At 62.0% G+C, this 24,289-nt stretch carries 24 protein-coding genes, 1 tRNA gene and 1 pseudogene; 9 read left to right on the top strand and 17 right to left on the bottom strand.

What is annotated here, in order from left to right; all coding sequences use genetic code 11:
- Positions 1 to 44: 44 nt before the first annotated feature.
- Together EJ077_RS32845 and EJ077_RS32840 are read right to left on the bottom strand one after the other, a co-directional pair.
- Complete coding sequence (locus EJ077_RS32845; RefSeq protein ID WP_367142396.1) at positions 45 to 206, bottom strand: hypothetical protein; 162 nt, start codon at positions 204 to 206, stop codon at positions 45 to 47.
- Positions 200 to 688 (bottom strand): Ku protein, encoded by a 489-nt coding sequence (locus EJ077_RS32840; RefSeq protein ID WP_367142397.1) that lies wholly within the window; start codon positions 686 to 688, stop codon positions 200 to 202. The genes EJ077_RS32845 and EJ077_RS32840 overlap by 7 nt, the downstream gene beginning before the upstream one ends.
- 666 nt (positions 689 to 1,354) lie before the next feature.
- Here EJ077_RS32840 and EJ077_RS20930 point away from each other — a divergent pair.
- Positions 1,355 to 1,804, top strand: coding sequence for an ion channel (locus tag EJ077_RS20930; RefSeq protein WP_208695914.1), 450 nt, complete (start codon positions 1,355 to 1,357; stop codon positions 1,802 to 1,804).
- A 169-nt stretch (positions 1,805 to 1,973) separates the two neighbouring features.
- Here the strand turns inward: EJ077_RS20930 and EJ077_RS20925 are convergent, their stop codons facing one another.
- Together EJ077_RS20925 and EJ077_RS20920 are read right to left on the bottom strand one after the other, a co-directional pair.
- Entirely contained in the window at positions 1,974 to 2,153 is a 180-nt protein-coding gene (locus EJ077_RS20925; protein WP_127277716.1) for a hypothetical protein, read from the bottom strand.
- Between the two features lie 98 nt (positions 2,154 to 2,251).
- Positions 2,252 to 2,608 carry a low affinity iron permease family protein gene (locus EJ077_RS20920; RefSeq protein ID WP_208695912.1) on the bottom strand — a complete coding sequence of 119 codons (357 nt, stop codon included), beginning with the start codon at positions 2,606 to 2,608 and terminating at the stop codon, positions 2,252 to 2,254.
- A 213-nt stretch (positions 2,609 to 2,821) separates the two neighbouring features.
- Here EJ077_RS20920 and EJ077_RS20915 point away from each other — a divergent pair, with 213 nt between their 5' ends.
- Both EJ077_RS20915 and EJ077_RS32835 read left to right on the top strand, forming a co-directional pair.
- A complete protein-coding gene (locus EJ077_RS20915; protein WP_208695910.1) occupies positions 2,822 to 2,983 on the top strand; it encodes a hypothetical protein in 162 nt (53 codons plus the stop codon).
- Between the two features lie 204 nt (positions 2,984 to 3,187).
- Positions 3,188 to 3,466 carry a hypothetical protein gene (locus EJ077_RS32835; protein ID WP_210212122.1) on the top strand — a complete coding sequence of 93 codons (279 nt, stop codon included), beginning with the start codon at positions 3,188 to 3,190 and terminating at the stop codon, positions 3,464 to 3,466.
- 77 nt (positions 3,467 to 3,543) lie between these two features.
- Here EJ077_RS32835 and EJ077_RS20905 read toward each other — a convergent pair whose 3' ends face one another.
- The 6 genes from EJ077_RS20905 to EJ077_RS20880 form a co-directional block, all read right to left on the bottom strand.
- Positions 3,544 to 4,029, bottom strand: coding sequence for a GNAT family N-acetyltransferase (locus EJ077_RS20905; RefSeq protein WP_208695905.1), 486 nt, complete (start codon positions 4,027 to 4,029; stop codon positions 3,544 to 3,546).
- A 419-nt stretch (positions 4,030 to 4,448) separates the two neighbouring features.
- Positions 4,449 to 5,618 (bottom strand): glycosyltransferase family 4 protein, encoded by a 1,170-nt coding sequence (locus tag EJ077_RS20900; protein ID WP_208695903.1) that lies wholly within the window; start codon positions 5,616 to 5,618, stop codon positions 4,449 to 4,451.
- A 20-nt stretch (positions 5,619 to 5,638) separates the two neighbouring features.
- Entirely contained in the window at positions 5,639 to 6,469 is an 831-nt protein-coding gene (locus tag EJ077_RS20895; protein WP_208695901.1) for an amidohydrolase family protein, read from the bottom strand.
- Between the two features lie 157 nt (positions 6,470 to 6,626).
- Entirely contained in the window at positions 6,627 to 6,794 is a 168-nt protein-coding gene (locus EJ077_RS20890) for a hypothetical protein (RefSeq protein WP_208695899.1), read from the bottom strand.
- Positions 6,795 to 6,943: 149 nt separating this feature from the next.
- Positions 6,944 to 7,642, bottom strand: a complete 699-nt coding sequence (locus EJ077_RS20885; RefSeq protein ID WP_208695897.1) for a methyltransferase domain-containing protein — start codon at positions 7,640 to 7,642, stop codon at positions 6,944 to 6,946.
- A 413-nt stretch (positions 7,643 to 8,055) separates the two neighbouring features.
- A complete protein-coding gene (locus tag EJ077_RS20880) occupies positions 8,056 to 8,385 on the bottom strand; it encodes a hypothetical protein (protein ID WP_208695895.1) in 330 nt (109 codons plus the stop codon).
- A 273-nt stretch (positions 8,386 to 8,658) separates the two neighbouring features.
- On the opposite strand from EJ077_RS20880, the pseudogene fghA reads away from it, so the two are divergent.
- Positions 8,659 to 9,227, top strand: a pseudogene (gene fghA / locus EJ077_RS20875) (S-formylglutathione hydrolase); the annotation flags it as partial.
- Between the two features lie 250 nt (positions 9,228 to 9,477).
- On the opposite strand, the gene EJ077_RS20870 reads toward fghA, so the two are convergent.
- Positions 9,478 to 9,554, bottom strand: a tRNA-Pro gene (locus tag EJ077_RS20870).
- Between the two features lie 199 nt (positions 9,555 to 9,753).
- On the opposite strand from EJ077_RS20870, the gene EJ077_RS20865 reads away from it, so the two are divergent.
- Positions 9,754 to 11,274 carry a phosphomannomutase/phosphoglucomutase gene (locus EJ077_RS20865; RefSeq protein WP_208695893.1) on the top strand — a complete coding sequence of 507 codons (1,521 nt, stop codon included), beginning with the start codon at positions 9,754 to 9,756 and terminating at the stop codon, positions 11,272 to 11,274.
- Between the two features lie 100 nt (positions 11,275 to 11,374).
- Here the strand turns inward: EJ077_RS20865 and EJ077_RS20860 are convergent, their stop codons facing one another.
- Positions 11,375 to 12,268 carry an NmrA/HSCARG family protein gene (locus EJ077_RS20860; RefSeq protein ID WP_208695891.1) on the bottom strand — a complete coding sequence of 298 codons (894 nt, stop codon included), beginning with the start codon at positions 12,266 to 12,268 and terminating at the stop codon, positions 11,375 to 11,377.
- 113 nt (positions 12,269 to 12,381) lie between these two features.
- Between EJ077_RS20860 and EJ077_RS20855 the strand changes: the two genes are divergently transcribed.
- Positions 12,382 to 13,281 (top strand): LysR family transcriptional regulator, encoded by a 900-nt coding sequence (locus EJ077_RS20855; RefSeq protein WP_208695889.1) that lies wholly within the window; start codon positions 12,382 to 12,384, stop codon positions 13,279 to 13,281.
- Between the two features lie 51 nt (positions 13,282 to 13,332).
- On the top strand, positions 13,333 to 15,567 hold the full coding sequence (locus tag EJ077_RS20850; protein WP_208695887.1) for an AGE family epimerase/isomerase: 2,235 nt from the start codon (positions 13,333 to 13,335) through the stop codon (positions 15,565 to 15,567).
- A gap of 6 nt (positions 15,568 to 15,573) precedes the next feature.
- On the opposite strand, the gene betB is transcribed toward EJ077_RS20850, so the two are convergent.
- From betB to betI, 5 genes are all read right to left on the bottom strand, one after another.
- Positions 15,574 to 17,037, bottom strand: a complete 1,464-nt coding sequence (betB, locus tag EJ077_RS20845; RefSeq protein WP_208695885.1) for a betaine-aldehyde dehydrogenase — start codon at positions 17,035 to 17,037, stop codon at positions 15,574 to 15,576.
- Positions 17,038 to 17,123: 86 nt separating this feature from the next.
- Complete coding sequence (gene betA / locus EJ077_RS20840) at positions 17,124 to 18,776, bottom strand: choline dehydrogenase (RefSeq protein ID WP_208695883.1); 1,653 nt, start codon at positions 18,774 to 18,776, stop codon at positions 17,124 to 17,126.
- The gene (locus EJ077_RS20835; protein WP_208695882.1) at positions 18,769 to 19,773 is read right to left on the bottom strand and encodes a threonine/serine dehydratase; all 1,005 of its coding nucleotides are present in this window, start codon (positions 19,771 to 19,773) and stop codon (positions 18,769 to 18,771) included. The genes betA and EJ077_RS20835 overlap by 8 nt, the downstream gene beginning before the upstream one ends.
- Positions 19,770 to 21,299, bottom strand: a complete 1,530-nt coding sequence (gene betC, locus EJ077_RS20830) for a choline-sulfatase (protein ID WP_208695881.1) — start codon at positions 21,297 to 21,299, stop codon at positions 19,770 to 19,772. Before betC ends, EJ077_RS20835 begins: the two co-directional genes overlap by 4 nt.
- On the bottom strand, positions 21,296 to 21,886 hold the full coding sequence (gene betI, locus EJ077_RS20825; RefSeq protein WP_208695880.1) for a choline-responsive transcriptional repressor BetI: 591 nt from the start codon (positions 21,884 to 21,886) through the stop codon (positions 21,296 to 21,298). Before betI ends, betC begins: the two co-directional genes overlap by 4 nt.
- A 196-nt stretch (positions 21,887 to 22,082) precedes the next feature.
- On the opposite strand from betI, the gene EJ077_RS20820 reads away from it, so the two are divergent.
- Entirely contained in the window at positions 22,083 to 23,249 is a 1,167-nt protein-coding gene (locus EJ077_RS20820) for an acetyl-CoA acetyltransferase (protein WP_208695879.1), read from the top strand.
- 27 nt (positions 23,250 to 23,276) lie between these two features.
- Positions 23,277 to 24,281: an asparaginase gene (locus EJ077_RS20815; RefSeq protein ID WP_208695878.1), complete on the top strand. Its 1,005-nt coding sequence runs from the start codon at positions 23,277 to 23,279 to the stop codon at positions 24,279 to 24,281.
- The last annotated feature ends 8 nt before the right edge of the window (positions 24,282 to 24,289 follow it).

Raw genomic sequence — 24,289 nt, 5'->3', positions numbered from 1 at the left:
GGCCTTTTTTTTGGGCGCTAAGCCTTCCTGTTTGAGGCTCTTCTTCAGAACGTCGGCAAGATTGATGACATTCTCTTTTGGCCGCGGGGCCGCCTTTGGGGGGTCTTACCCTTGCGTTTGGCGTCGATCATGGCGATCAGCGCGTCCTCGTAGGTGTCTTCGAATTTCGAGGGGTCGAATGTCGTCACCTTCTTGTCGATCAGCATGCCCGCGATTCTAGCAATTCAGGATCGTATTTGGCCTTCGACAGGTCATGGAAGACGCTGTTTTCGGAAACCATCTCATCGTGGTTTCGCAACTCGCTCATGACCATGCCTTTGTCGTAAGGCTCGATCAAAACCTCACGGCCGCGCTGATACAGGACAATACAGGATCGCGCCGCCACACCTTTGTTCTTCATCGCGTCGCGGATGACCCCATACGCCTCGAGCGCTGCTCCGTCGGCCGGGATGAGGTAGTAGGGCTTTTCCAGATATCGGGTGTCGATCTTGTCCACCGAGACGAACTCGCCGACCTCGAGCGTGTGGTCTGTGGTCAGCTTTAGCGCCTTGATGTCGTCGGGCTCCACGATGACATACTCATCCTTGGAGATCTCAAACCCCTTCACCTGATCGTCCGGGTCGACCGGCTCTCCTGTCTGCTCATCCACATAGACACTTTTAACCGGAAGGCCGTCTTTACGGTTCAAGATCTTGAAGTGGATCTTTGAACTCTCGCTCGTAGCGCCGACAACCTTGACCCCGCAAGTCCCGACCCGACCTTCAGGAAGCCCTTCCATACAGCACGTGGCGCTACCATCTGCATTGATCCTGTTTTGGTAAGGGCCAACGGGTTTCCATTGAAATTGTTCCTCGGCAACAGGCTCGGACGGCGGCTAGGAAACACACCAACGCCAGGTGTCCGCGCTAACAATGATGCCTCACCCATTTGGAACGCTTCTAAAAGTCGCAAGTTCGCCAACAGCAGCGAATTGTCGAGGTTCGCTGTGTCGGGCGGCAAAACCCGGCGAGCCCGCCAGTCGGTGTCCTCCGTTGGCGGGCTTTCTGTTTAACGCCGATGGGCTAAGTCCATACAAGCGGTTAGATTCCTTAAGAATACTCGTCCGCCGCCTACTCAGGGAGGGAACCTAAACATCCAAACGCCATTAATCTGGCGCGAGCAAGCATGTTCGCGATCCTTCGCAAGGGTAGACGACAAGGTTGCCTTCGTCCCTCGACTGATTCGGCATCGGTCACCGGGCTGGCGGATGGGCCACGAAGAGATGCCGCGGATTCAGATTTGACGAAGAGGCGCCGAGGGGACTGGCGTTATCAAGTGCGGCGTTCCGTCAAGTGTATTGAAAAGGCGATACAGTATGGACACCGGCATTGTCGCTGCAAGCGCGCTTTCGCTCATGCTCGCCGTCTTATGCGTTCTGGTGCACTACGAAGCCTTCAAAGCCGTCGCGAATTCCGCAAAGAGTGTCGAGGAAGCCGGATTTCCAAGTCGAGGCCGGCTCCTGGTCGTGATTTTCGGCGCGCTTGCAGCGCACGCGTTTGAAATTACAATTTACAGTTTCGTATTCTGGGAGCTTCACGGGTACGGTTTGCTGGGACGGATCGTCGGCGAGGTGTCCGGCGGGTGGATCGATTTCCTATATTTCTCGATTACGAACTACACGACACTGGGCGTGGGTGATATCCGTGCGGAAGGATCGATCCGCCTCATAGCGTCGTCCGAAGCCTTGACCGGATTGGTGCTGCTCAGCTGGACCGCATCGTTCACCTATCTCTCCATGGAGAACTTTTGGCGGCGACGGCCGTAAGCCGATAAATGCCGAAGCAGCGCCTCAAGGGCAGCCCAATCCGGCATGGGGGTCTCAGAGCGCCGTCACGGGACGGTTTCGTTCGAGCCGCATCCAACCGTAGTTTGGGCAGTACAGATCGGGTGTGGGATTAAATGATCGACCAAACCAATGACGCGGCTGACCCGGTCTATGCCTTCTTCTTCGCGGCGCGCGGATTCTGCCCCGTGGCACTGCCGCTCTTGGCATCTTTTGAATGAGCAGCGATCGCGGGACCGGCACCCGTCGCCTTGCGCATATCTCCGGACGGCTTGATGTTTGGCGACTTCCTGCCTGTCCAGCTTGAGAAAAGTTTGCCAAGGAAACCCATTTCATTCTCCGCTGATTTCGTGATGGAGCTCGTCTCTTCCAGGAAGCTCCGTCGCTGACCTTCGTTCCGTCGGATGGAATCCCGCCGCAGAGGTGACACTAGTTTTCGTTAGCCGACTGCAGACCCACATTGGTCTTTGCCTGCAGACAAAGGGACCGAAACTGTTCGACCTCACTCTCGGTCAAATGCTCGATACCGATAAAATCGTTCTTGCCAGCGCCCGAGCGGATCAGCTCATCGAGCTTTGCCTGAATGGCCGCGCCGTCACGATTCTGAGTATTCTGAATAAGGAAGACCATCAGAAACGTTACGATCGTCGTGCCTGTGTTGATCACAAGCTGCCAAGTCTCGGAATAGCCGAAGAGCGGGCCGCAAGCGGCCCAGATCACCACCGCGCCCAGGCAGAGAGCGAAAGCCCACGGGCGGCCCGTCGCATGCGCCACGGCCCCCGCCATGTGTCGCCATGGTTGACAAATGGTTTCGAAAACCTGTGGCTTTCGCAAGCAGCCAACCCACGCCTGTCTATCACCGGCCGTGCAAACGTTCCGCCGCCCAAGCCTTGTCGTCAAATCCAACATCAGGCGGGCGCAATCATTTTTACACGACAGGTCATCGCCCGGGAGCCATATTCCCCCACACGCTCACTGGCCCTGTCTGGAGTTTGTCTGATGCTTGACCGTGGCTCGCACAACCAAGCCATCTACCCCGACGACCTGAGTGCGCTCAAGCGCGTCTTTGATGAGCTTTGCCGGGAAGGGGACATCTCCCCGATATTGCGGCTGAGCTTGTGGCGCTTTTTCAAACCGGCGTCGCCGACGAAACGGTGCTGAAAATCGCAGTTCGATCAAACTCTGCGACAAGCCGGATAGCCACGCGGTGCACCGCACTGAGTTGAGGGAGCTTCGACCTTGCGAAGGTGGTCGAAGCTCCGCATCCCCCCGGTTGCACCGGGCTCCGGCCTTTGAAATAGCGGAGCTGGGCAAGCCCGCAGCCTAGTCGTCGTTGCCCTGATCGATAACGACGTGGCGATGGTGATGGCGACGGTGACCCATCGTCACGATGACCGTATCCCGGCGGTGATGGCGGTGGCGCCACGCACGCTCGCCATTGTCGTAGAATGCGACATGCCGGTGATGACGATGGTGGAGCCGACCTCCCTCGTCATTATAGACGACGGCGGCGCGATGGTGGTGGCGGTGATGCGCCGTGATCACCACGTCAGCCTCGGCGGCCGTGGCAACAGCCGGGATGCCAAGAGAAAGCGCCAAGGCGCTCAAGATCAAAGCCTTCATGTTTATAGTCCTGTCTGCTGAAAACGGCGTCCCTTCAATAAAGGAATGTTGATCATTCACCTTTGTTCCCAACCCGCGAGTGACCAAAAGCACACCGCTTATGTTGTGCACAATGAATGGGTCAGATCCAGCCGCATCTCCTTGGCGATCTCAAATCCGGCGGCGCGGTAAACGCCTTCGCCGACATCCGACGAATGGAGGACCGCTTTTGTGCAGCCGATGGATCTCAAATAGTCGACCCCGGCCCTTACCAGCGCCAGGGCCACCCCATTTCGCCGGGCCGCGGGCTCAACGAAAACGCTCCAGATATAACCATGCTTCCGAAACGACGGGACTGCTACGTCGGGGTAGGGCAGACGTTCGACCTGACAGGCCAGTGACCCGACGGCCACGCCATCAACTTCTGCAAGGAAGCTCCCCAGTTCGAAATGCCGTCGGCCAGACAAAATGAACTTGGAGGTGACGGCCTCGGCGTCCAGTTTGATGTTGACCGGATCGACCCCATAGCTCTCCCACAAGTCTGTGTAATGACGGATCAACGTGGGATCGTCGGCCGGGGTCCCTTTGCGGATTAGGAAGTTCATCGCAGTGACAACGCGGACTAGGTCCTGCCGTTCCGCATATGACACAATCATCGAGAAGCCCCTCGAAGAACGACGAGGGTACGGTGGCTGCCACGCCGACGAAACCACGCTGAGTATCACCCCAGGTTTATCGGGAGAGGCGACCAAGTTGATGGCGGCGAGGGCGAGCCCGACAGGCATAGGTGATGAGGCCATTGGCTCAATCATTCTCCCGGGCAAAGCGCTGGAACTTTTCGATTATTCTGACGTTGCGGGGGCCATGGTTCACAGTCGGCGCCATTGCCCAGCAAGATCAAAAACGCCCATGGCCGCGCAGAGAGCGTGCCTAGTTTTGTCAGGATGCTTCCGACGTACATGCTTCTGCCTCCGGTGAGGGGGTGGCCGCTCTATATCGCCGTCACGATCAATCCGAAGGAAGGTCACGTCACGGAATGAAGCCGGGCCTGTTCGAGAGCGGGCCGGAGCATCTGGCGAAAGAGCTGGCTGGTCGCTGAGGCCGAGCGACGAATGTCGTAATACGCCTGAGCCCTGACGACGCTCTTTGCCGACATGTCTTTCAGACGATTCGGCTGTCCGATTAAGGCTAGCGCTGCCTGCGCGACACCTTCCCAATCGCCCGCGTATTCCGACACGATCCCTGGCCATTCGCTTGTTCCTATAAGAATTCCCGTCTCTCCGGTTTCGATGATTTCCGGGACGCCTCCGACCCCGATTGCGACAACCGGCACGCCGGAGGCCATGGCCTCCAGGATGGCCAGGGGCATGGCGTCGGCGCGCGATGTGTGCAGCATCATGTCGAGCGACGGATAGGCCTGATTTGGTTGCGGCCAAAGGCCCGCCATGTGAAAATGCGCGCTTATGCCCGCACGGCCTGCCGCCTCGGCCAGCTCGGGTTCCATCACACCGGTACCGATCATGGCGAAGTGGATGTCGGGCCGGCGCTGCAAAATATACTCGGCCGCCTTGAGGAATTTGTCGGGACCTTTCTCCCAGGCGAGGCGACCGACAAAACCGATCAGGAAATCGTCAGCACCAATCTTGATGGCCCGACGAAAGTCGGCGCGATCCGCCGACTGGGGATTGTATGTCGAGAGATCGATGCCATTGGGCACCAGGCTGACGGCATCGGGCGCAAGCCCGACGGCCATGGCCTGCGACCATGCCTCCCGACACACGACGATCGTGTGGCTGCCGGTGTTGCGCACGACGCTGATTTCCTGCGGCTGCAGGCTCATGCCATGCAGCGTCGCCACGGTTGGTGTGCCGGTCAGCTTACCTGCAATCGCGGTCGCCGTGTGCGCGTTCATCAGGTGCGCGTGAAGCAGATGGACGCCATGCTGTCGCACGAGCGTGCAGATCAACTCGATTGTCCGCCATGGCGGGTCGTCGCGCAGAGCCGCGATGAAGACGTCGCGGCCCTCGACGCGCTGCGCGTTGGTGAACGCGCTTTCGAAGGGACACAACAGCGACACCTTGTATTCTTCGGCCGGCAGGCAGGCGATGAGATTGCGGACGTAGTTTTCCATGCCACCGACGATCGCATTTCCCAAGACTTGCAGAACGTGGATCTGTTCGCCGGGTTTGGCCACTATGTGCGGAGCGCGTGTCATCAAATGGGACTTTCTCCAGCGGCGGGGTCGAGGCGCAGCCATTCCGAGGCCGTGCCGCTCATGATCGTTTTGCGATCTGATACGCTCACTTCGAGACGATCGAAGATATCCGTCACCTCGTCGATTGCCGCCCGTATGTGACTTCCCTCGCACGGAAGGAAACGGTCGCTGCCGAACTGGATGGACCGCGGACCAATGACGTCGATTGCCTTGCGGAAGACATCCTCGCGATAGATCGGTGGTGGCCCAAAGGAGATATCGAAGCGAAACTGGCTGTCAGCTGGGTCGGTCCCATTGATTCGATCGATCACCCCGACGGCGTTAGCCTCATCGCACCAGGGCCAGCCGAGATGTGCCAGCGTTACCCGTAGTCCAGGGTGATCCCTGACGGCTTCGTAGAAGCTGGGCCGGCAAAACCGTCCGGACCGTCCGTCAATGAAGATGCCACTGTGGAACAGGATCGGCAGATCGAGCCGGGCCGCGACTTCGTAGACGCGATGCGCACAATCATCGTAAGGATACCACCCCGTAGGCACCATCTTCAAAGCACGGATGCCGGGAAGCTCGGCGGCGCGCTCAAGATCTTCTGCCGCATCATCGTGGAGCGGATTGACGACAGCAAAGCCCATGAGCCGATCCGCGTGTCCCTTGAGCAGTTCCGACAGATATCGATTGCCCGCCCTCAACGAGCCGGCGTCGGCGAGCGAATAGGGGGGTGTCAGAAACGGGGCGAGCAGGAACGCCACGTCCACGCCGGCTTGATCCAGCGTGTGCAGCACGCCCGCCGTTGTCTCCTGGCCCGTCGTGTGGAGATGCGCGTCTATGATCATGAGTGGTCTCCCTGTTCGACAACGAGCATGATCGTGCCGCGTTCCCGGAAATTGTACGCCGACATTCTATTGAGGCGCGGCTTCCGCTGAGGGTGGTGGCTGCGACGCGCACATAGCAACTGGAGCCAAGGGCTTGATGCGGGTGAGGGCAGGCTGTTCACGATGGGACACTGTATTCGAAGACGGTGGCACTCGCCTCGTCGACGACCCGGCACCAGCGCAAATGCTGGCCGCGCTCGATAAATGGACCCGCGACGATCTGCTGCAAAGCATCGACAGGGTGATGGCCGTACACCGCGTGGCTGGCGACGAGTTCATCGCCCATCATCTCGTCGATTTGGTACCGGATTGTCCGTGCAGAAGTGCCCATCGAACGCAATTTCGCAGATCGGAGGAAGTTCCGTCTCACGTGAACCCTCAAGGGCCGAAGACGCTCACGTGCATCGAAGGCAGTCGGAAGTGTTGACGCTGGACCTACACGACGCGGGTGGGCATGGGTTTGGATGCCCTGATCCCCGTTATCACCGGATATAGCGGGTCAATGACGTCGAGGTCGGCGCGATCAATTTCCTCAAATGCCAAGCCTTGCAGAAAGGCCGTCGCTGCCAGGACATTGCCAAACTGTTCGGCCACGACATCGGCACGCCCGAACCGTTCCTCGAACAGGCGCCGGGCGGCGCTCTGCGTCATTGTCCAGAACCACTTTTCAGGACCATCATGCGCGTCGATTGGTGTAATGCCAGGTATGGTCGCCAGCACGACCCCACCGGGCGCTAGCGCTCGATGAACGGTCGCCAAGGCCCCACGCACGTCATAGATCATATGGAGGGTCTGGGTTACGATCATGCAGTCGAAGCATGCTGCCTCGATGTCTTCCTCACGCTGGAGATCGAACTTGATCGTGGCACTTGGATTTGCGCTTTGTGGAGAATCGATGATGTCGGAACGTACCACACGCTCGCCGCCGAAACGTCTCGTGTAGACGTTATCCCCTATCTCGGCGACGCGGCCCTTGATGTCGGCGGCGTGCCGTTCCAGAAAGCTTTCAATGTAATATCGATCGAGCGGCCTGCCACGATCGCCACCAAATGCGCGGCTCAGTGGCTCGACTGAGTCCAGATCTCCGAAGTCCACCATTCCCGGAGCGGGGAAATGCTGGCGTACTTTCATCATTGGGGTCTCCATTTCCGGCATTGGTGCCGATGCAAGATATCCGGTGCCGATAGCTGAACGGACAGATCGCTCACCGCTACAATTCCAAACAGTCAGACATGAGCGCATGCGCCGGCGCAGATCGGCGTCATGCCTGACTGGCCGCCATTGACTGAACTCAGCACGGCGGCCCAAGTTCCTGCTGTAGGCGTTGCTTCCGCGTGCCTTACGCTGGGGAGAGCTCCATCCATTCCCTAGAAGTACCAGCCGCGCCGAGTCACGGGAGCGGCACAAAGACCTACGCTTTTACCAACAGGCCTAACTCTAAGGTGGGGCGATAGTCTTGTCGGACGTTATAGCTTTAGTCGACCTGCATGCATGCAAATCGCCGGCATTGTCTCAGGTGGCCCTTCGGGGTTGATGCCTGAAAGGGATTAAGCAACGAAGCTTTCAGCCTTGGCCGAGCGCTCGATCCCTATGGTCAGCCTGCCGAAACTATATTGATTGCCTGGTTCAGAGTGCAGCATCTCGAGCGAACCGCGTTCGCCATCGATAATCAGATCGAGAAAAGCATGGCACATGTCGGTGGTCGGCGCGGTCGAATTGACCTGAAGCAGGAGCTCGGTGCTGTCGGGATAGTGGCATACGAGCCTGATTGTCGAGACGGCGTCCTTGCGGGAGCCTTGCCCTTCCACGCGGATCGCCGCCCAGGCGCGCTGATCCGCTATGGATGACTTAACCCGGGCTGCGGCAGCCGCGGCCACCGCAAGTCTGCGCAAAGCGCAGCATTCCTCAATGGTCGAGATTATACGGCCGAAACCCACGAGGAGGAGGGGCCGTGCCGCACACGGCCCGGATGCGTCCTCATCCCTCCACCAGCCTCGCCGATCAAGGACGGGATGGTCAACGGATCCCCGCGCGGCCAGTTGTGCAATTGTCTGCGCAAGGGCGATTGGCCGGGCGATGCCGCCCCGAACGTCGAACGCCCCGCTTTCATAAAATCCGCTCCGCACGGTCAGCAACGAGTTCCAGTCGACAGCGGCCTCACCTGCACCCACGCCAATGTCATGGACAAGGGCGAATACCGGCGCCTGGCATCCGAACTCGGGCTCGTCGTCGTCTGTCCCGACACCAGCCCACGGTCCCGACGTTTCGGATGAAAAGGACAATTGGCAGTTCGGCTGCGGCGCCGGCTTCTATCTCGACGCGACAGAGCAGCCTTATGCGAAGAACTACCGCATAAACTCCTACATCACCGAGGAATCGCCGGCGCTGGTCGCCGCGAATTTCCCGGTCGACATGTCACGCCAGGCGATCTTCGGCCATTCGATGGGCGGGCACGGCGCGCTGATGATCGCGCTGAAGTATCCTGAGCGCTACCGAATGTTCGGCCTTCGCGCCGATAGTGCAGCCGTCGACGGCCAGCTGGTCGCGGCCAGCCTTCGAAAAATATCTCGGACAGGACTAGAAGAGCTGGCGCGCATACGACGTCACACTGCTGATCGAGGACGGTCGTCGCTTTGGCGAGTTCCTGGTCGAGCAGGGCATGGCCGACGGATTTCTTCAGGATGGGCTGCGGCGTTGGCTGCTCGAAGAGACCTGCAAAAACAATAGTTTGTTGCGATGGCTGATCCCCGGCCAACTGGATCAAGCAGAAGCCCTTCGCACTTATGCTTCGCGAACTCAGCGTGATGAAGGTCCAAGTGATCGGTCCGGAGTCACGCAGCATGGTCGAGGGGATTCAAAAACCCTTTGTGCGTATGCCGGATGTACCGAGGCGCCTAAATGCTCATCTGTTTCTGTGGGGATATCTGTGGGGTAGGCATCTTACAGACTGCCTAACCCATTGTTTTTTCTGGTCGGAGTGGCAGGATTTGAACCTGCGACCCCCTCGTCCCGAACGAGGTGCGCTACCAGGCTGCGCTACACTCCGTGACCAGACCGCGGGCTTATAGCCGCCACACTTCGTTCCTGCAAGCGGCAATGGCAGCACTTCTGTCGCATTTCTTGCGCTTTCGTCGGGCATTGCCGGAAAGCCCGGATTTCCATCCGGGATAAACGCGGCTTAAAGCCTTGTGTGCTAAGCCGCTGCCTCGATAGATCGTGTTTCTGTCTCCTGGAGCCCTGCTGTCTTGCCCCCAAAAATTGTTGGCGAAGCCTGGCCCAACAGCTTCGAATTCGAAACTGCGGCGCTGATCAAGGCATCCGGTTTTCGTGAATATGATGCGCGCTGGTGGTTCGGCCATCCCGGTTCCACGGTGCCGCCGGAACTCAATCTGATCGGCGTCCAGGCGCTTGGCATGGGGCTCGGCACGCTGATCCGGCGTCTCGGCGCCGGACCCGACATCGTCACCGGGCACGATTTCCGTTCCTATTCGCTTGGCATCAAGCTGGCGTTGGTTTCCGGGCTGATGGCGGCCGGCGCAAGGGTGAAGGACATCGGCCTGGCACTTTCGCCGATGGCCTATTTCGCGCAGTTCGCGCTGGAGACGCAGTCCGTCGCCATGGTCACCGCCTCGCACAACGAGAACGGCTGGACCGGCGTCAAGATGGGAGCCGCGCGGCCGCTGACTTTTGGCCCTGAGGAGATGACCGCGCTGAAGACGATCGTGCTGGCCGGCGATTTCGACGTTACAGGCGGTGGCTCTTATGATTTCGTCCGCGATTTTCGCGCCACCTATCTCGACGACCTGACCGGGGACAAGCGCATCACGCGCAAGCTCAAAGTGGTTGCCGCTTGCGGCAACGGCACTGCTGGCGCCTTTGCCCCGGAAGCCTTGCGGCGCATCGGTTGCGAGGTGATCCCGCTCGATGCCGAACTCGACCATACCTTCCCGCGCTACAATCCCAACCCGGAGGACATGCTGATGCTGCATGCCATCAGTGACAAGGTGCTGGAGACGGGGGCCGATGTCGGCCTGGGCTTCGATGGCGACGGCGACCGCTGCGGTGTCGTCGACAATGAAGGCAACGAGATCTTCGCCGACAAGGTCGGCGTCATGCTCGCGCGGGATATTTCGCGGCTCCATCCAGGTTCGACCTTCGTCGTCGACGTCAAGTCGACCGGACTGTTCGACACCGACGCGGTGCTGCGCGCCAATGGCGCCGTCACCGACTACTGGAAAACCGGCCATTCCTACATCAAACGCCGCGTTGCCGAACTCGGCGCGGTCGCCGGCTTCGAAAAGTCAGGTCATTTCTTCTTCAACCCGCCAATCGGGCGCGGCTATGACGACGGGTTGGTCACGGCAATCGCCATCTGTCAGATGCTGGACCGCAACCCGGCCAGTTCGATGGCCGATCTCTACCGTGCGCTGCCCCTGACCTTCGGAACCCCCACCATGTCGCCTCACTGCGCGGACGATGTGAAATACGGCGTCGTCGAACGGGTGGTCTCCGATTTTCAGGCGATGAAGCGGGACGGTGTCAGTTTCGCGGGCCAGAAGATCGTGGACCTCGTCACCGTCAATGGCGTCCGCGTCGTCGCCGAGGACGGCACCTGGGGTCTGGTGCGCGCCTCGTCGAACAAGCCGGAACTGGTCGTGGTCGTCGAAAGCCCGGTCTCGTCCGAGCGTCGCCGGCAGATGTTCGATGCCGTCGACGCCGTGCTGCGCCGCAGTCCGGAAGTCGGCGCTTACAACCAGACTTTCTAGAGCAATTCCAGGAAAGTGTGAGCGGTTTCCGTCCGGAATTGCTCAAAAACAAAGAGATAGAGCGGTTCGGCGTTTCCGTGAAACGGTGAACCGCTCTAGGTCAGCGCCCTGCTGCAGGCGCTGCGGCCGTCAGCACGCTCCAGTCAAAATCGCGCGCCCAGTCGGCAAAGCCATGCCAGCCCACCTCCGGGAATTCCCGGTGCAAGGTGGCGATATCGACGTCGTAGCCGACGCGGTCGAACCATTCGAACATCAGCGCCGCGTCCTCGCTCTGCTGGCGGGCGGCTGCGATCGGGATCTCCTGATAGCGGATCGGGTGGCCGATGGCGTCGGACAGGATTTTAGCCCGCTCTTCGCCGGACAATTCGTCGCCGGCGAAATCGAAGCGCTTGCCGAATACCCGTTCCCGCCGCTCGACCAGAGCGGCCACGAAGGCGCCGATATCCACCAGGGAGACGAGTTGGAGGACGCGCTTGGGCGGCATCGCGAAGGCATGGATGCCTTGGTTGAGCGCACCGATCGACCATGGCGCAACGGCATTCTCCATGAAGGCCACCGGCGCGCTGATCGTATGGGGAATGCCGAGTTGCTCGATATGTCTCTCGACCAGATATTTGCTTTCGAAATGCGGGATGCCGGTCTTCTTGTCGGCGTCGGCAACGGAGGAATAGATCAGGTGTCCGACGCCGGCGGTCTTCGCCGCATCGGCGGCTAGGATCCCCAGACGGGTCTCTTCCTCGAGACCGGCCTCATAGCTGTTGCCCATCAGGAACATGGTGTCGACGCCTTTTGCGGCGCTCGCGACCGAGTCCGCATCGGCGAGATCGCCGGCCACCACCTCGGCGCCCGCCGACGCCAGTTGCCGCGCGCCCTCGCTGCCCGGCTTGCGCGTCAGTCCCTTGACGTGATGGCCCCTGGACAACAGCGCACGCGCTACCGCGCCGCCTTGCTGGCCCGTGGCGCCGGTCACAAGAATGTTTCGTTTGCTGGTCATTTCATCTGCTCCTTTTTCTCTGTCCGGCTTGTTTGCCTGGACCAAAATTAGGCGCTGTCGGATTGATGCATAACTGCCTATAATTGGAAAACTTTGTCTCGCCAGTGAGTACAATGATCGATCTCAACGATGTCATCGTGTTTGCTCGCGTCGTCGAAGCCGGCAGCTTCACCGCCGCCGCGCGTCTGCTTGCCATGCCCAAGACGACGGTCAGCCGCCGTGTGGCCGCGCTCGAACGCGAGGTCGGCGTGCGCCTGTTGCAGCGCACGACACGCAGCCTCAACCTGACGGATGCCGGGCGTCTGTATTATGAGCAAAGCAGCCAGGGGCTGCGCACGATCGAGGAGGCGAATCTGCGTCTGGCGGAGGCGAGGGCGGAACCGTCGGGCACCATCCGCATTTCGGCCCCGGTGGGTTTTGGCGGCTATTTCCTCATCCGCGCCGTGGTCGACTTTCTGGCGCTGTATCCGAAGACCAATGTCGAGCTTCGGCTCACCGACGACAAGCTCAACCTGGTCGAGGACGGCATCGACCTCGCCTTTCGCACCGGCACCCTCCAGGATTCGACGCTGATCGCCCGCAAGCTCGGTGCCGCGCGCAGGCTGCTCTGCGCCAGCCCCGACTATCTCGCACGATATGGAATGCCGGAAAGCCCGGCGGATCTCGCGCGCCATCGATGCGTCATCGCGGGTCCATCGGCCTCGGGCGCTCATTGGGTGCTGGATGGACCACAAGGCCAGGAGACGGTCGTGGTCGCCGGGCGCTTCGCCGCCAATGAAATGCAGGCGGTGGTTGCGGCCGCGCTCGCCGGCTTCGGCGTCGCCCAATTGCCCCAGGCGATGGCCGAAGGGCTGATCGATCAGGGGCGCCTGCAGCGCGTCCTCGAGGATTACACGACACCGGCCGGCGGACTGCATGTGCTCTATCCGAGCAGCCGTCACCTTTCGCCCCTGGTGAAGGCCTTTATCGAACTGGCGGCGGAGCGGATTTCCAATCGGGCAAATACCGCTTAAAGGGCGTGTGTGCTACCCAATCGACCTCCAATTCCCGTGCGCGAGACCTGAATGACCGAGCGGATCGTCAGTTTTGTCATGAGCGGCGGCGTTGGCTCTCGGCTATGGCCGCTGTCACGCGAGGACAATCCCAAGCAATTCCACGATCTGTCGGGCGATGGCTCCATGCTGGCCAAGACCTTGCGCCGCCTGACGGCGAGACCGGCTGGCGAGACGCCGATCTTCCTCATCGCCTCGGAACGTCACGCCGATCGTGTCCATGCCGACTTGGCCGGTCTCGATCTTGCAGGCGGCGGCCCCCTGTTCGAGCCGACGGGACGCAACACCGCCGCCGCCGTCGCACTGGCGACCCTGCGCACTCTGTCGGAGTTCGGCGACAGCCTGGTGCTGGTGGTGCCTTCCGACCATGAAATAGCGACGGCGGGGCAATTCTGGCAAAGTATCGAAGCGGGAGCGCAGGCGGCGCGCGCCAGCCGCCTGGTGGTGTTCGGCATCAAGCCGACCCAGCCGGAAACCGGTTACGGCTATATCGAGGTATCGGCCGAGAAGGGCGGGGTGTTCGACGTTTCGCGCTTCGTCGAGAAGCCCGACCTCGCGACGGCCAATGATTATCTCAAGGCGGGAAATTTCTACTGGAACACCGGCATCTTCCTGTTTCGGGCGGGTGCCATGCGTGACGCCTTCGAGGCGCTCCAGCCCGATATCTGGCGCACTACCGAGGCGGCCTACAAGGCGGCGACATCGGACCTGTCCGGCCTTTATATGCCGCTGGCGCTCTACGCGGCCATTCCGTCGAACTCGATCGACTATGCCATCATGGAGCGGGCAAAAGACATCGCCATGGTGCCGGCCGGTTTCCGCTGGAACGATCTCGGCTCCTGGCAATCGCTCCTCGACGTCGGTCCCGCCGACGAGCGGGGCAACGTCGTCGTCGGTGATGTCGTGGCCATCGATTGCGAAAATTCCTATATCCGCAGCGACGGCCGCCTGCTGTCGGCGATCGGCATGAAGGACGTTGCCATCGTCTCGACCGCGGATGCGACTTTCGTCGCCCCGGTGGGCCACAGCCAGCACGTCAAGAAGATCGTCGAACAACTCGAAAAATCGGGACGGCTGGAAACCAGATTCACGCCGGCGCACGACCGCGTCATCGAAAGCGGCGCCTGGCGGCGGCGCGTGCATCACTGGCTGTTCCAGGAGACCTTGCCGCTATGGTCGACATCAGGCGTCGACGAGCGCCATGGCGGCTTCCACGAGGCGCTGGGTTTCGACACCAGGCCGCTCATCAAGCCCAAGCGCATGCGCACCCAGGCCAGGCAGGTCTATGCTTTCGCGGTTGCCAAGGCGCGCGGCTGGACCGGCCAGGCCGACCGGCTGATCGCCCATGGCATCGACTTCATGGCAGGGCAGGGCCGCACCGAACGGGGCGGTTGGGTGCGCACGCTGAACGTCGATGGCTCCGTCGCCGACCCGGTCGAGGACGCCTACGATCATTCCTGCATTCTGCTGGCACTGGCGCATGCACATATGTCCGGCAATCCCCATGCCTTGCGGCTCGGCGAGGAGACCTTCGCCTTCCTCGACGCGCATCTGGAGGACAGCCGCATGACGGGGTTCCTCGAGACGTCGGACGGGGCCGGCGAGCGGCGCTCCAATCCGCACATGCATCTGCTCGAAGCCTTCCTGGCCTGGCACCAGGCGACCGGCGAGCGCGCGCATCTGCGTCGCGCGGCCCGCATCATCGACCTCTTCCGCAGCCATTTCTTCGACCTCGAGAGCTGGACGCTCGGCGAGTATTTCGATTCCGAATGGAAACCGGTCCTGGGAGAGAAGGGAACCTGGACCGAACCTGGCCATCACTTCGAATGGGCATCGCTGCTGGTCGATTTTGCCGGTCGCAGCGGCCAGGCCGAACTGAGCGTCTATGCCAGAAAACTCTATGCCTCGGCGATCGCCAACGGCCTCAACCGTGCCACCGGCCTTGCCTATGGGGCAGTCTCGCGGCAGGGCCTGCCGCTCGACCTGATATCGCGCAGCTGGCCGCAGGCCGAAGCGCTCAAGGCGGCGATCGCGCTGGATGGCTCGGGCGGCCCTGATCTCAAGCCGGAAATCGAGGCGCGCGTCGGCCGGCTGTTCCGCTGGCACATCGACCCGGCGCCGCTGGGCCTCTGGATCGACCGCATCGACGAACGCGGCCGCTCGCTGGCATCGGACGTGCCGGCGAGCATCTTCTATCATCTCGTCTGTGCGCTGACCCAGTATCTGGATAGCACGGTGCAGAAGTAGGCGGGATCAGTACGGGCTCGCCACGTCCCCGGTCTCGACATAGACCGATTTCAGCTGCGAATAGAGCGCCAGTGCCGCCAGCGAATTCTCGCGGCCGATGCCCGATTGCTTGACGCCGCCGAAGGGGATTTCCACAGGGGTCAGATTGTAGGCGTTGATCCAGCAGGTTCCGGCCTGCAACTCGGCAATGACGCGGTGGGCGCGCGGCAGATCGCGTGTGAAGACGCCCGCGGCAAGGCCGAACTCGGTGTCGTTGGCGCGGTCTATAACCTCGTCCTCGCCGTCGAATTTCAGCACGCTCATGACCGGGCCGAAAATCTCTTCGCGGGCGATGCGCATGGTGTCGGTGACGCCTGTGAAGACCGTCGGCTCGACAAAGAAGCCGCCTTGGAAGCCTTGCAGCGACGGCACGTTGCCGCCACAGGCCAGCGTGGCCCCTTCCTGCTTGCCGGCCTCGATATAGCCGACGACCTTGTCTTGCTGCGCCTTGTTGACCAACGGGCCCATCTGCGTCTCGGGATCGAGCGGATCGCCGATGCGGATTTTCTTGGTTCGCTCGACCAGCCGCTCGACAAAGCGGTCGTGAATGCCGCTCTGCACGAAGACGCGTGTGCCGTTGGAACAGATCTGGCCGCTCGAATAGAAATTGCCGAGCATGGCGCCGCCAATGGCGTTTTCGAGATCGGCATCGTCGAAGACGATCAGCGGCGACTTGCCGCCGAGTTCCATCGTCGCGTGCTTCATCTTGGAGCCGGCCAGCGACAGGACCTTGCGCCCGGTCGGCACAGAGCCGGTCACCGAGACCTTGGCGACGACCTCGTGTCCGACAAGCCCGGCGCCGACATCGCCATAGCCTTGCACGACGTTGAACAGCCCATCGGGCAGGCCGGCTTCCGAGTAGATCTCGGCCATCGCCAGTGCCGAAAGCGGCGTGTTTTCCGATGGCTTGAACACCATGGCGTTGCCCATGGCGAGCGCCGGCGCCGATTTCCAGCCGGCGATCTGGATCGGATAGTTCCATGCGCCGATGCCGACGCAGACGCCAAGCGCCTCGCGGCGCGTGTAGGCGAAAGGTCCGCCGAGGTCGACCGCTTCGCCATTGAAGACGGCGACCGCGCCGGCAAAATATTCGAGGCAATCGGCTGCCGAAGGCGCGTCCGCCACCAGCGTCTCCTGGATCGCCTTGCCGGTGTCCAGCGTCTCGATGCGGGCAAGGCCGGCGTTGCGGGCGCGCAAAATGTCTGCGGCACGGCGCAGAATGCGGCCGCGCTCGACCGGCTTGAGCCGCGCCCAGGCCGGCTGGGCGGCGCGTGCGGCCTCGATGGCGAGTTCCAGCACGTTCGGCGTCGCCGAACGCAGCATGGCGATGGTCTCGCCCGTGGCAGGGTAGATCACCGGCAGCGGCGCGCCGCCTTCGTCCTCGATATAGCGTCCGTTGACATAGTGCGAAGCCGTGGGCTGAGCGCGCATCGGAAGTCTCCAAATCATTTCGCCCCCGCGCGTCGGCTATTGGGCGCGCGGCTGTCGGGCGGCTCACTCTATCGGCGGATCATGGCCTATCTGTCAGATGCCTGCCAGCGCGGATTGATCCATGGCTCCTGGTTGGAAGGCGCGAGCGGTGTACGGCCAAGGATGTGATCGGACGCCTTCTCGCCGGTCATGATCGATGGTGCGTTGAGGTTGCCGTTGGTCACGCGCGGGAAGATCGAGGAGTCGGCGACCCGCAGTCCGTCGACGCCAATGACCCGGCATTCCGGATCGACGACGCTCGATTGATCATCGATGTGGCCCATTCGGCAGGTGCCGCAGGGGTGGTAGGCGCTTTCGGCGTGGTCGCGAATGAACATATCGAGATCGTCATCCGACTGGACATGGCTGCCCGGCGAGAGTTCCTGTCCGCGATAGGCATCGAAGGCCGACTGGCCGAAGATTTCGCGGGTCAGGCGGATGCAATGGCGGAACTCCGCCCAATCGTCCGGATGCGACATGTAGTTGAAGCGGATGACCGGCTTTGCTTTCGGATCCGGCGAGCGCAACGTCACCGAGCCGCGCGACTTCGAGCGCATCGGCCCGACATGCGCCTGGAAGCCATGCGACTTCGCCGCCGCCTTGCCGTCATAACGCACCGCCGCCGGGATGAAGTGATACTGGATGTCGGGATAGTCGACACCTGCCTGCGAGCGCACAAAGGCGGCGGCCTCGAAATGATTGGTGGCACCCAGGCCCGATTTGAAGAACAGCCACTGCGCCCCGATCATCGACTTGGAGAACGGGTTCAGCACTGAATTCAGGGTGATCGGTTTGGTCGATTCCTGCTGGATGTAGAGCTCCAGATGGTCCTGCAGGTTGCCGCCGACACCGGGCCGGTCGGCCACGACGGCAATGCCGTTCTCGCGCAAATGCCCGGCCGGGCCGATACCGGACAGCATCAGGATTTTTGGCGAGTTGATCGACGACGCCGCGACGATCACTTCGCGTCGCGCCTTAACGACCTGAATCTGTTTGTGAGCTTCGATCTCGACGCCGATGGCGCGTTGATTCTCGATGATCACCCGGCGCGCAAAGCCTTTGACCAGACTCACGTTTTTGCGCCTGAGCGCCGGCTTCAGATAGGCTGATGCCGCCGACCAGCGGCGGCCGCCCAGAATGGTCTGCTCCATCGGGCCGAAGCCTTCCTGCTTGGCGCCATTGTAGTCGTCGGTCAGTTCAAACCCTGCCTGCCGGCCCGCTTCGACGAAGGCGCCATAGAGCGGATTGCGCCGCGAGCCGCGCTGTACATGCAGCGGGCCGCCGTGCCCGCGCCAGCCATCCTCGCCACCGTCGGAATCTTCCATTCGCTTGAAATAGGGGAGCACGTCGGCGAAACCCCAGCCGGCTGCTCCCTGTTCGGCCCAATGGTCGAAGTCACGGGCGTGGCCGCGCACATAGACCATGCCGTTGATCGAGGACGAGCCGCCGATCACCTTGCCGCGCGGCGTCGCCAGCACGCGGCCGCCCAGATGCGGCTCCGGCTCACTGGCGAACCCCCAGTCGTAGAGGTTCATGTTGAGCGGGATCGACAGCGCCGACGGCATCTGGATCAGAGGCCCGAGATCGGTGCCGCCGAATTCGATGACGATGACCGAATGCTTGCCGTCTTCAGACAGGCGATAGGCCATGGCCGAGCCGGCGGAGCCGGAGCCGATGATGACGAAATCCGCTTCAAGCATGGTTCATATGCGCCATAAAATCGGCGAGCGAGACATTGCCGCCGGTTGCCACCACAAGGACGGTCTTTCCCGCCACATCCACCTTGCCGCCGAGCAGCGCCGCCAGCGACGCCGCGCCCGAAGGCTCCAGCACCAGCTTCATCCGCTCGAAGGCGATCTTCATTGCCCGCCGCACCGACTGGTCGTCGACGGTGATGCCGCGAACACCCGCTGCCTTGACCGCTGCGAAGGGGGCGTCGCCCGGCCGGCGCGACATCAGCCCGTCGCAGATCGACTTCGGGCCGATCGGCATAGTCTCGATCGAGCCGTGCGCCAGTGACGAGCCCATGCCGTTGAACCCTTCGGGCTCGACGCCGATGATCTCGGTCGCCGGCGACAAATAGTGGAAGGCGAGCGAAACGCCGCCGATCAGCCCACCGCCGCCGACCGAGCAGAACAAAAGATCGGCGCTGGCGTCCTTGGCCGACAGTTGGTCGAGCGCCTCGAGGCCGGCGCCCGCCTGACCGGCGACGATCTCCGGATCGTCGAATGGATGCAAAAGGGCCAGGCCTTCGGTCTCCGCGATCTCGCGCGCCTTTGCGGCCGCGACTTCCTCGCGGGCCCGATCGCCATGATCGGTCAGCATGACGCGGGCGCCATAGCCGGATGTCGCGTCACGCTTGGCGGCCGGTGCGTCGATCGGCATGACGATGGTCACCGGGATGCCGAGCGCCTGGCCGGCCGCGGCCAGCCCTTGCGCGAAATTGCCTGAGGAATAGGCGACGACGCCCTTCCTCGCCTCGTCGGGCGAAAGCCGCTTCAGCCGCCAATAGGCGCCGCGAACCTTGAAGGATCCGGCCCATTGCAGCGATTCCGGCTTGATGAAGACCCGGGCCGCGCCGGTTTCCCTGGCGAGCGCCGTCGATTCCAGCAGCGGCGTGATCTGCGTCGCCCGTGATGTCACGGCATAGGCCTGCATGAGGTGATCGAGGGTGGGAACGAGAAGATCTGCCATCATTCGCCTCGCGGGTACCTTTTGCTCTCTTCGAGATTGTCGAGGTTCATGTGATTGCGCATGTACCGCTCTGACGCCCTCTGCAGCGGCTGGAAATCCCAAGGGTAATAGGCGCCGTTGCGCAGCGCCGGATAGACGACCCAGCGGCGTGCCTGGCTCTCGCGCACGGCGGCGTCGAAGCCGGCCATGTCCCAACGCGCCCTGACCTTACCCATGAACTCGGCTACCAACGCCGCATTGGCGGGATCATCGGCGAGATTGTCCCGCTCCAGCGGATCGGCTTCGAGATCGAACAATTGCGGCGGATCGAGTTCGCAATGGATGAATTTGTAGCGGCCCTCGCGGATTGCCACCAAGGGCGCATGGGAGCCCTCCGCGGCGTACTCGATCAACACCGGTGCCGTGCGCTGACCGCCCTTGGTGAGCGGCAGCAGCGACTGGCCGTCGGTCCATGGCGCGATCGACCCGATGTCGATGCCGGCGAGGTCGCAAAGCGTTGGCGCCACGTCGAGATTGGAAACCGGCGCCTCGACCAGCCCGGCACGAATGCCCTTGCCGGCGATCATCAACGGCACCCGCGCCGAGCCTTCGAAAAAGCTCATCTTGAACCACAGGCCTCGCTCGCCCAGCATGTCGCCGTGATCCGAGCAGAACAGGATGATCGTGTCGTCGAGCATGCGCGTTCGCGTGAGAACGTCGAGGAGCTCGCCGAGCTTGTCGTCGACATAGGAGATGTTGGCGAAATAGCCGCGCCGCGAACGACGCACCTGCTCGGGCGTGATCTCGAAAGAGGGATAGTCGCTGGCATGGTACAGCCGCTGGGAATGCGTATCCTGATCGTCATGCGCGATGAACCCGGTTTCCGGATCCAGCGCCTGGCAATGCTCATAGAGATCCCAATACTGCCTGCGCGCGACATAGGGATCATGCGGGTGCGAAAGCGAGACGGTAAGGCACCAGGGCCGATGGCTGACATCGTCCTGTTCGCGTGAAAGCTGATAGAGTTTCTGAGACGCAAGGAACACGACCTCGTCGTCATACTCCATCTGGTTGGTGGTCTCGGCGATACCGGCGCCTGTTACCGAACCCAGATTGTGATACCACCAGTCGATGCGCTCTCCGGGTTTGCGATAGTCCGGCGTCCAGCCGAAATCCGCCGGATAGATGTCGGTGGTCAGCCGCTCCTCGAAACCGTGCAACTGATCCGGTCCGACGAAATGCATCTTGCCCGACAGGCATGTGTAGTAGCCGGCGGCACGCAAATGATGGGCGAAGGTCGGGATCGACGAGGCAAATTCAGCGGCATTGTCGTAGACACCGGTGCGCGACGGCAACTGGCCGCTCATGAACGAGGCGCGGCCCGGTGCGCAGAGCGGCGAGGCGGTGTAGTTGTTGGCGAAGCGCGCCGAACGCGCGGCCAGCGCTTTCAGATGCGGCGTGTGCAGAAATTCCGCCGGCCCATCCGGGAAAAAGGTCCCGTTGAGCTGGTCGACCATGACGATCATGAAATTGGGTCGCTTCGCTGTCACTGTTTGTGCTGTCCGCCAAGTTTGATTTCGAGATAATCCTCTACCAGGGCGATCGCGGTCGCGGCGTCGGGCACGCCATCCTTCAGCGCGCGCCTGATGTAGAGCCCGTCGATCATTGCCGCCGTCGCTTCCGCGGCGCGGTCGGCTTCGGTCCTGGGCAGGATACCGATCAAACCGCTCATCAGATTCGAATGCAGCCGCCTTGCGTAGATTCTGAGCAACCGGCGCAGCGAGGACGATTGCTGCGCCTCGACATAGAAGGCGAGCCATGCGGCGATGGTCTCCGCCTGGAACTGCATGTCGGAAAAATTGACAGCGACCACGGCCGAGACGCGCTCGCGCGGAGACGTGGTGGATTGAAGCGCGCGGCGCATGTCGATGGTCAGTTCGGCCAGGATGTGCCGCATCGTCGCGAACAGCAGCTCGTCCTTGGCGCCGAAATAGTGATGGGCAAGCGCAGAGGAGACGCCGGCGCGTCCGGCAATCTCGGACATTGTCACGTCAAGCGAGCCGCGCTCGCCGATCGCCGAGATCGTCGCGTCGATGAGCGCCTTGCGGCGCAATGGCTCCATTCCGACTTTTGGCATGCTATTCCCGATTTTTCGGGAGATTATTTTTATTGACGCGTCAATCAACAAAAAATCGATGCTGACGCGACCTGCACCAAGCGATTGTTGCGTGGCGGCTCTTCACGGTTCGAGCAAGAATGTTTATATTTGAACAATAAAGGCGAAGTGCGCCATGAGCCCAAATGCTAGGCTGGCGCCAATGATGGAGACCGCCATGACCGCATGTATCGTTGGCTGGGCACATTCGCGCTTCGGCAAGCTCGAGGGCGAGACGCTCGAAACCCTGATCGTCAAGGTCGCGACGGACGCGCTCGATCATGCCGGCATCGGCCCGGACGAGGTCGACGAGATCGTGCTTGGCCATTTCAACGCCGGTTTTTCGGCGCAGGATTTCACGGCAAGCCTGGTTCTCCAGGCCGATGACCGGCTGCGCTTCAAGCCGGCCACCCGCGTCGAGAATGCTTGCGCCACCGGTTCGGCCGCCGTCCGGCAAGGCATCCGCGCCATCGATGCAAACGCTGCCCGGGTCGTTCTGGTGGTCGGCGCCGAGCAGATGACGACCACGCCGGGGCCGGAAATCGGCAAGAACCTGCTCAAGGCGTCCTATCTGCCCGAGGACGGTGACACGCCGGCCGGCTTTGCCGGCGTCTTCGGCAAGATCGCGCAGGCCTATTTCCAGCGTTATGGCGACCAGTCGGATGCGCTCGCCATGATCGCCGCCAAGAACCACAAGAACGGCGTCGACAATCCCTATGCCCAGATGCGCAAGGATTTCGGCTATGATTTCTGCCGGCAGGAGAGCGAGAAAAACCCGTTCGTCGCGGGACCCTTGAAGCGCACCGACTGCTCGCTGGTCTCCGATGGCGCCGCCGCCCTTGTTCTTGCCGACACGGCGACGGCGCTGAAGATGCGCCGCGCGGTCGCCTTCCGCGCCAACGAACACGTGCAGGATTTCCTGCCGATGTCGAAGCGCGACATCCTGGCCTTCGAAGGCTGCGAGCAGGCCTGGACCCGCGCTTTGAAGAATGCCGGCGTGACGCTCGACGACCTCTCCTTCGTCGAGACGCATGACTGTTTCACCATCGCCGAATTGATCGAGTATGAGGCGATGGGGCTGGCCAAGCCCGGTGAAGGCGCCAAGCTGGCGCTCGACGGCACGACGGCGAAGGACGGCCGCCTGCCGGTCAATCCCTCCGGCGGCCTGAAGGCCAAGGGCCATCCGATCGGCGCCACCGGCGTCTCCATGCATGTCTTGACCGCCATGCAGCTTGTTGGTGAAGCCGGCGGCATCCAGGTGCCGGGCGCAAAACTCGGCGGCATTTTCAACATGGGCGGCGCGGCTGTCGCCAACTACGTTTCCATTCTTGATCGGATCAGGTAAACCGCCCCGGCATTCACGTGAGGTGACATGGCCAATCCGGTTCTGATCGAAGTCTTGCGCGGCGCCATTGTCGAGAGCGCACATCGCGGCGCCGTCGCCGTCTTCGATGCCGACGGCAAGCCGGTCCTGGAGATCGGCGACACATCGAAGCCGGTCTTTCCCCGCTCCGCCGTCAAGGCGATCCAGGCCCTGCCGCTTGTCGAAACGGGTGCCGCCGATGCCTACGGCTTCGGCAACCGCGAACTGGCGCTGGCGTGTGCCTCCCATTCCGGCGAGCCGGCACATGTCGACCTGGCGCGGTCCATGCTGGCCCGGGCCGGGCTGGAAAGGTCGGCGCTCGAATGCGGCACCCACTGGCCCTCGGACCATGACGCCGAGATTGCGCTCGCACGCGCCGGCGGTTCACCAAATGCGCTTCACAACAACTGTTCCGGCAAGCATTCCGGCTTTCTTTGCACCTGCGTCCATTCCGGCATTGAGCATCGCGGCTACGTCAAGGCAGGGCACGCTTTGCAGGAAATGGTGCGCGACGCCATGCAGTCAGTCACCGGCGCTATCCACGGCGCCGACGAACGTGCGACCGATGGCTGCTCGATCCCGACCTATGCGGTGCCGCTGAGGAGTTTCGCGCTCGGTTTTGCCCGCATGGCGACGGGACACGGCTTTGGCCCCGAGCGGGCGAAAGCTGCGAAGCGGCTGCTTTCGGCCTGCATGGCGGAGCCCTTCTTCGTCGCGGGCACCGGCCGTGCGGACCTGTTGCTGATGGAAGCCGCTCCCGGGCGGATTTTTGGCAAAGGCGGAGCTGAGGGCGTCCATTGTGCCGCAATTCCGGAACTCGGCCTTGGCATCGCGGTCAAATGCGATGATGGTGCCGGTCGCGCCGGCGACGCAATCGCTGCCGCCATCCTCGCAAGGCTCCTGCAGGCGGACGAAGCCTTGGCGGCGAAGCTGCTCGAACTGGCGAACGCGCCCATCGAAAGCCGGATTGGCGCCCTGGTCGGGGCGCTGAGGCCGACGCCGGCCTTGAGTTGAAAGCAGCG

Source organism: Mesorhizobium sp. M8A.F.Ca.ET.057.01.1.1 (genome assembly GCF_003952565.1).
Lineage (GTDB): Bacteria > Pseudomonadota > Alphaproteobacteria > Rhizobiales > Rhizobiaceae > Mesorhizobium.
Note: the sequence above shows the minus strand (reverse complement) of the source record. Positions and strands in the feature narration are given on the sequence as shown.

Bases quoted from the DNA above. Each gene is read 5' to 3' on its own strand.
- EJ077_RS20855 (WP_208695889.1), top strand. From the start codon at position 12,382: ATGATCGATCTCAACGATGTCATCGTGTTTGCTCGCGTCGTCGAAGCC.
- EJ077_RS20905 (WP_208695905.1), bottom strand. From the start codon at position 4,029: ATGAACTTCCTAATCCGCAAAGGGACCCCGGCCGACGATCCCACGTTG.
- EJ077_RS20890 (WP_208695899.1), bottom strand. From the start codon at position 6,794: ATGGGCGATGAACTCGTCGCCAGCCACGCGGTGTACGGCCATCACCCT.
- EJ077_RS20885 (WP_208695897.1), bottom strand. From the start codon at position 7,642: ATGATGAAAGTACGCCAGCATTTCCCCGCTCCGGGAATGGTGGACTTC.
- EJ077_RS20820 (WP_208695879.1), top strand. From the start codon at position 22,083: ATGACCGCATGTATCGTTGGCTGGGCACATTCGCGCTTCGGCAAGCTC.
- EJ077_RS20835 (WP_208695882.1), bottom strand. From the start codon at position 19,773: ATGATGGCAGATCTTCTCGTTCCCACCCTCGATCACCTCATGCAGGCC.
- betA (WP_208695883.1), bottom strand. From the start codon at position 18,776: ATGCTTGAAGCGGATTTCGTCATCATCGGCTCCGGCTCCGCCGGCTCG.
- EJ077_RS20815 (WP_208695878.1), top strand. From the start codon at position 23,277: ATGGCCAATCCGGTTCTGATCGAAGTCTTGCGCGGCGCCATTGTCGAG.
- EJ077_RS20915 (WP_208695910.1), top strand. From the start codon at position 2,822: ATGCTTGACCGTGGCTCGCACAACCAAGCCATCTACCCCGACGACCTG.
- EJ077_RS32845 (WP_367142396.1), bottom strand. From the start codon at position 206: ATGCTGATCGACAAGAAGGTGACGACATTCGACCCCTCGAAATTCGAA.
- EJ077_RS20860 (WP_208695891.1), bottom strand. From the start codon at position 12,268: ATGACCAGCAAACGAAACATTCTTGTGACCGGCGCCACGGGCCAGCAA.
- EJ077_RS20930 (WP_208695914.1), top strand. From the start codon at position 1,355: ATGGACACCGGCATTGTCGCTGCAAGCGCGCTTTCGCTCATGCTCGCC.
- EJ077_RS32835 (WP_210212122.1), top strand. From the start codon at position 3,188: ATGGCGACGGTGACCCATCGTCACGATGACCGTATCCCGGCGGTGATG.
- EJ077_RS20920 (WP_208695912.1), bottom strand. From the start codon at position 2,608: ATGGCGGGGGCCGTGGCGCATGCGACGGGCCGCCCGTGGGCTTTCGCT.
- EJ077_RS20925 (WP_127277716.1), bottom strand. From the start codon at position 2,153: ATGGGTTTCCTTGGCAAACTTTTCTCAAGCTGGACAGGCAGGAAGTCG.
- EJ077_RS20895 (WP_208695901.1), bottom strand. From the start codon at position 6,469: ATGATCATAGACGCGCATCTCCACACGACGGGCCAGGAGACAACGGCG.
- betB (WP_208695885.1), bottom strand. From the start codon at position 17,037: ATGCGCGCTCAGCCCACGGCTTCGCACTATGTCAACGGACGCTATATC.
- betI (WP_208695880.1), bottom strand. From the start codon at position 21,886: ATGCCAAAAGTCGGAATGGAGCCATTGCGCCGCAAGGCGCTCATCGAC.
- EJ077_RS20850 (WP_208695887.1), top strand. From the start codon at position 13,333: ATGACCGAGCGGATCGTCAGTTTTGTCATGAGCGGCGGCGTTGGCTCT.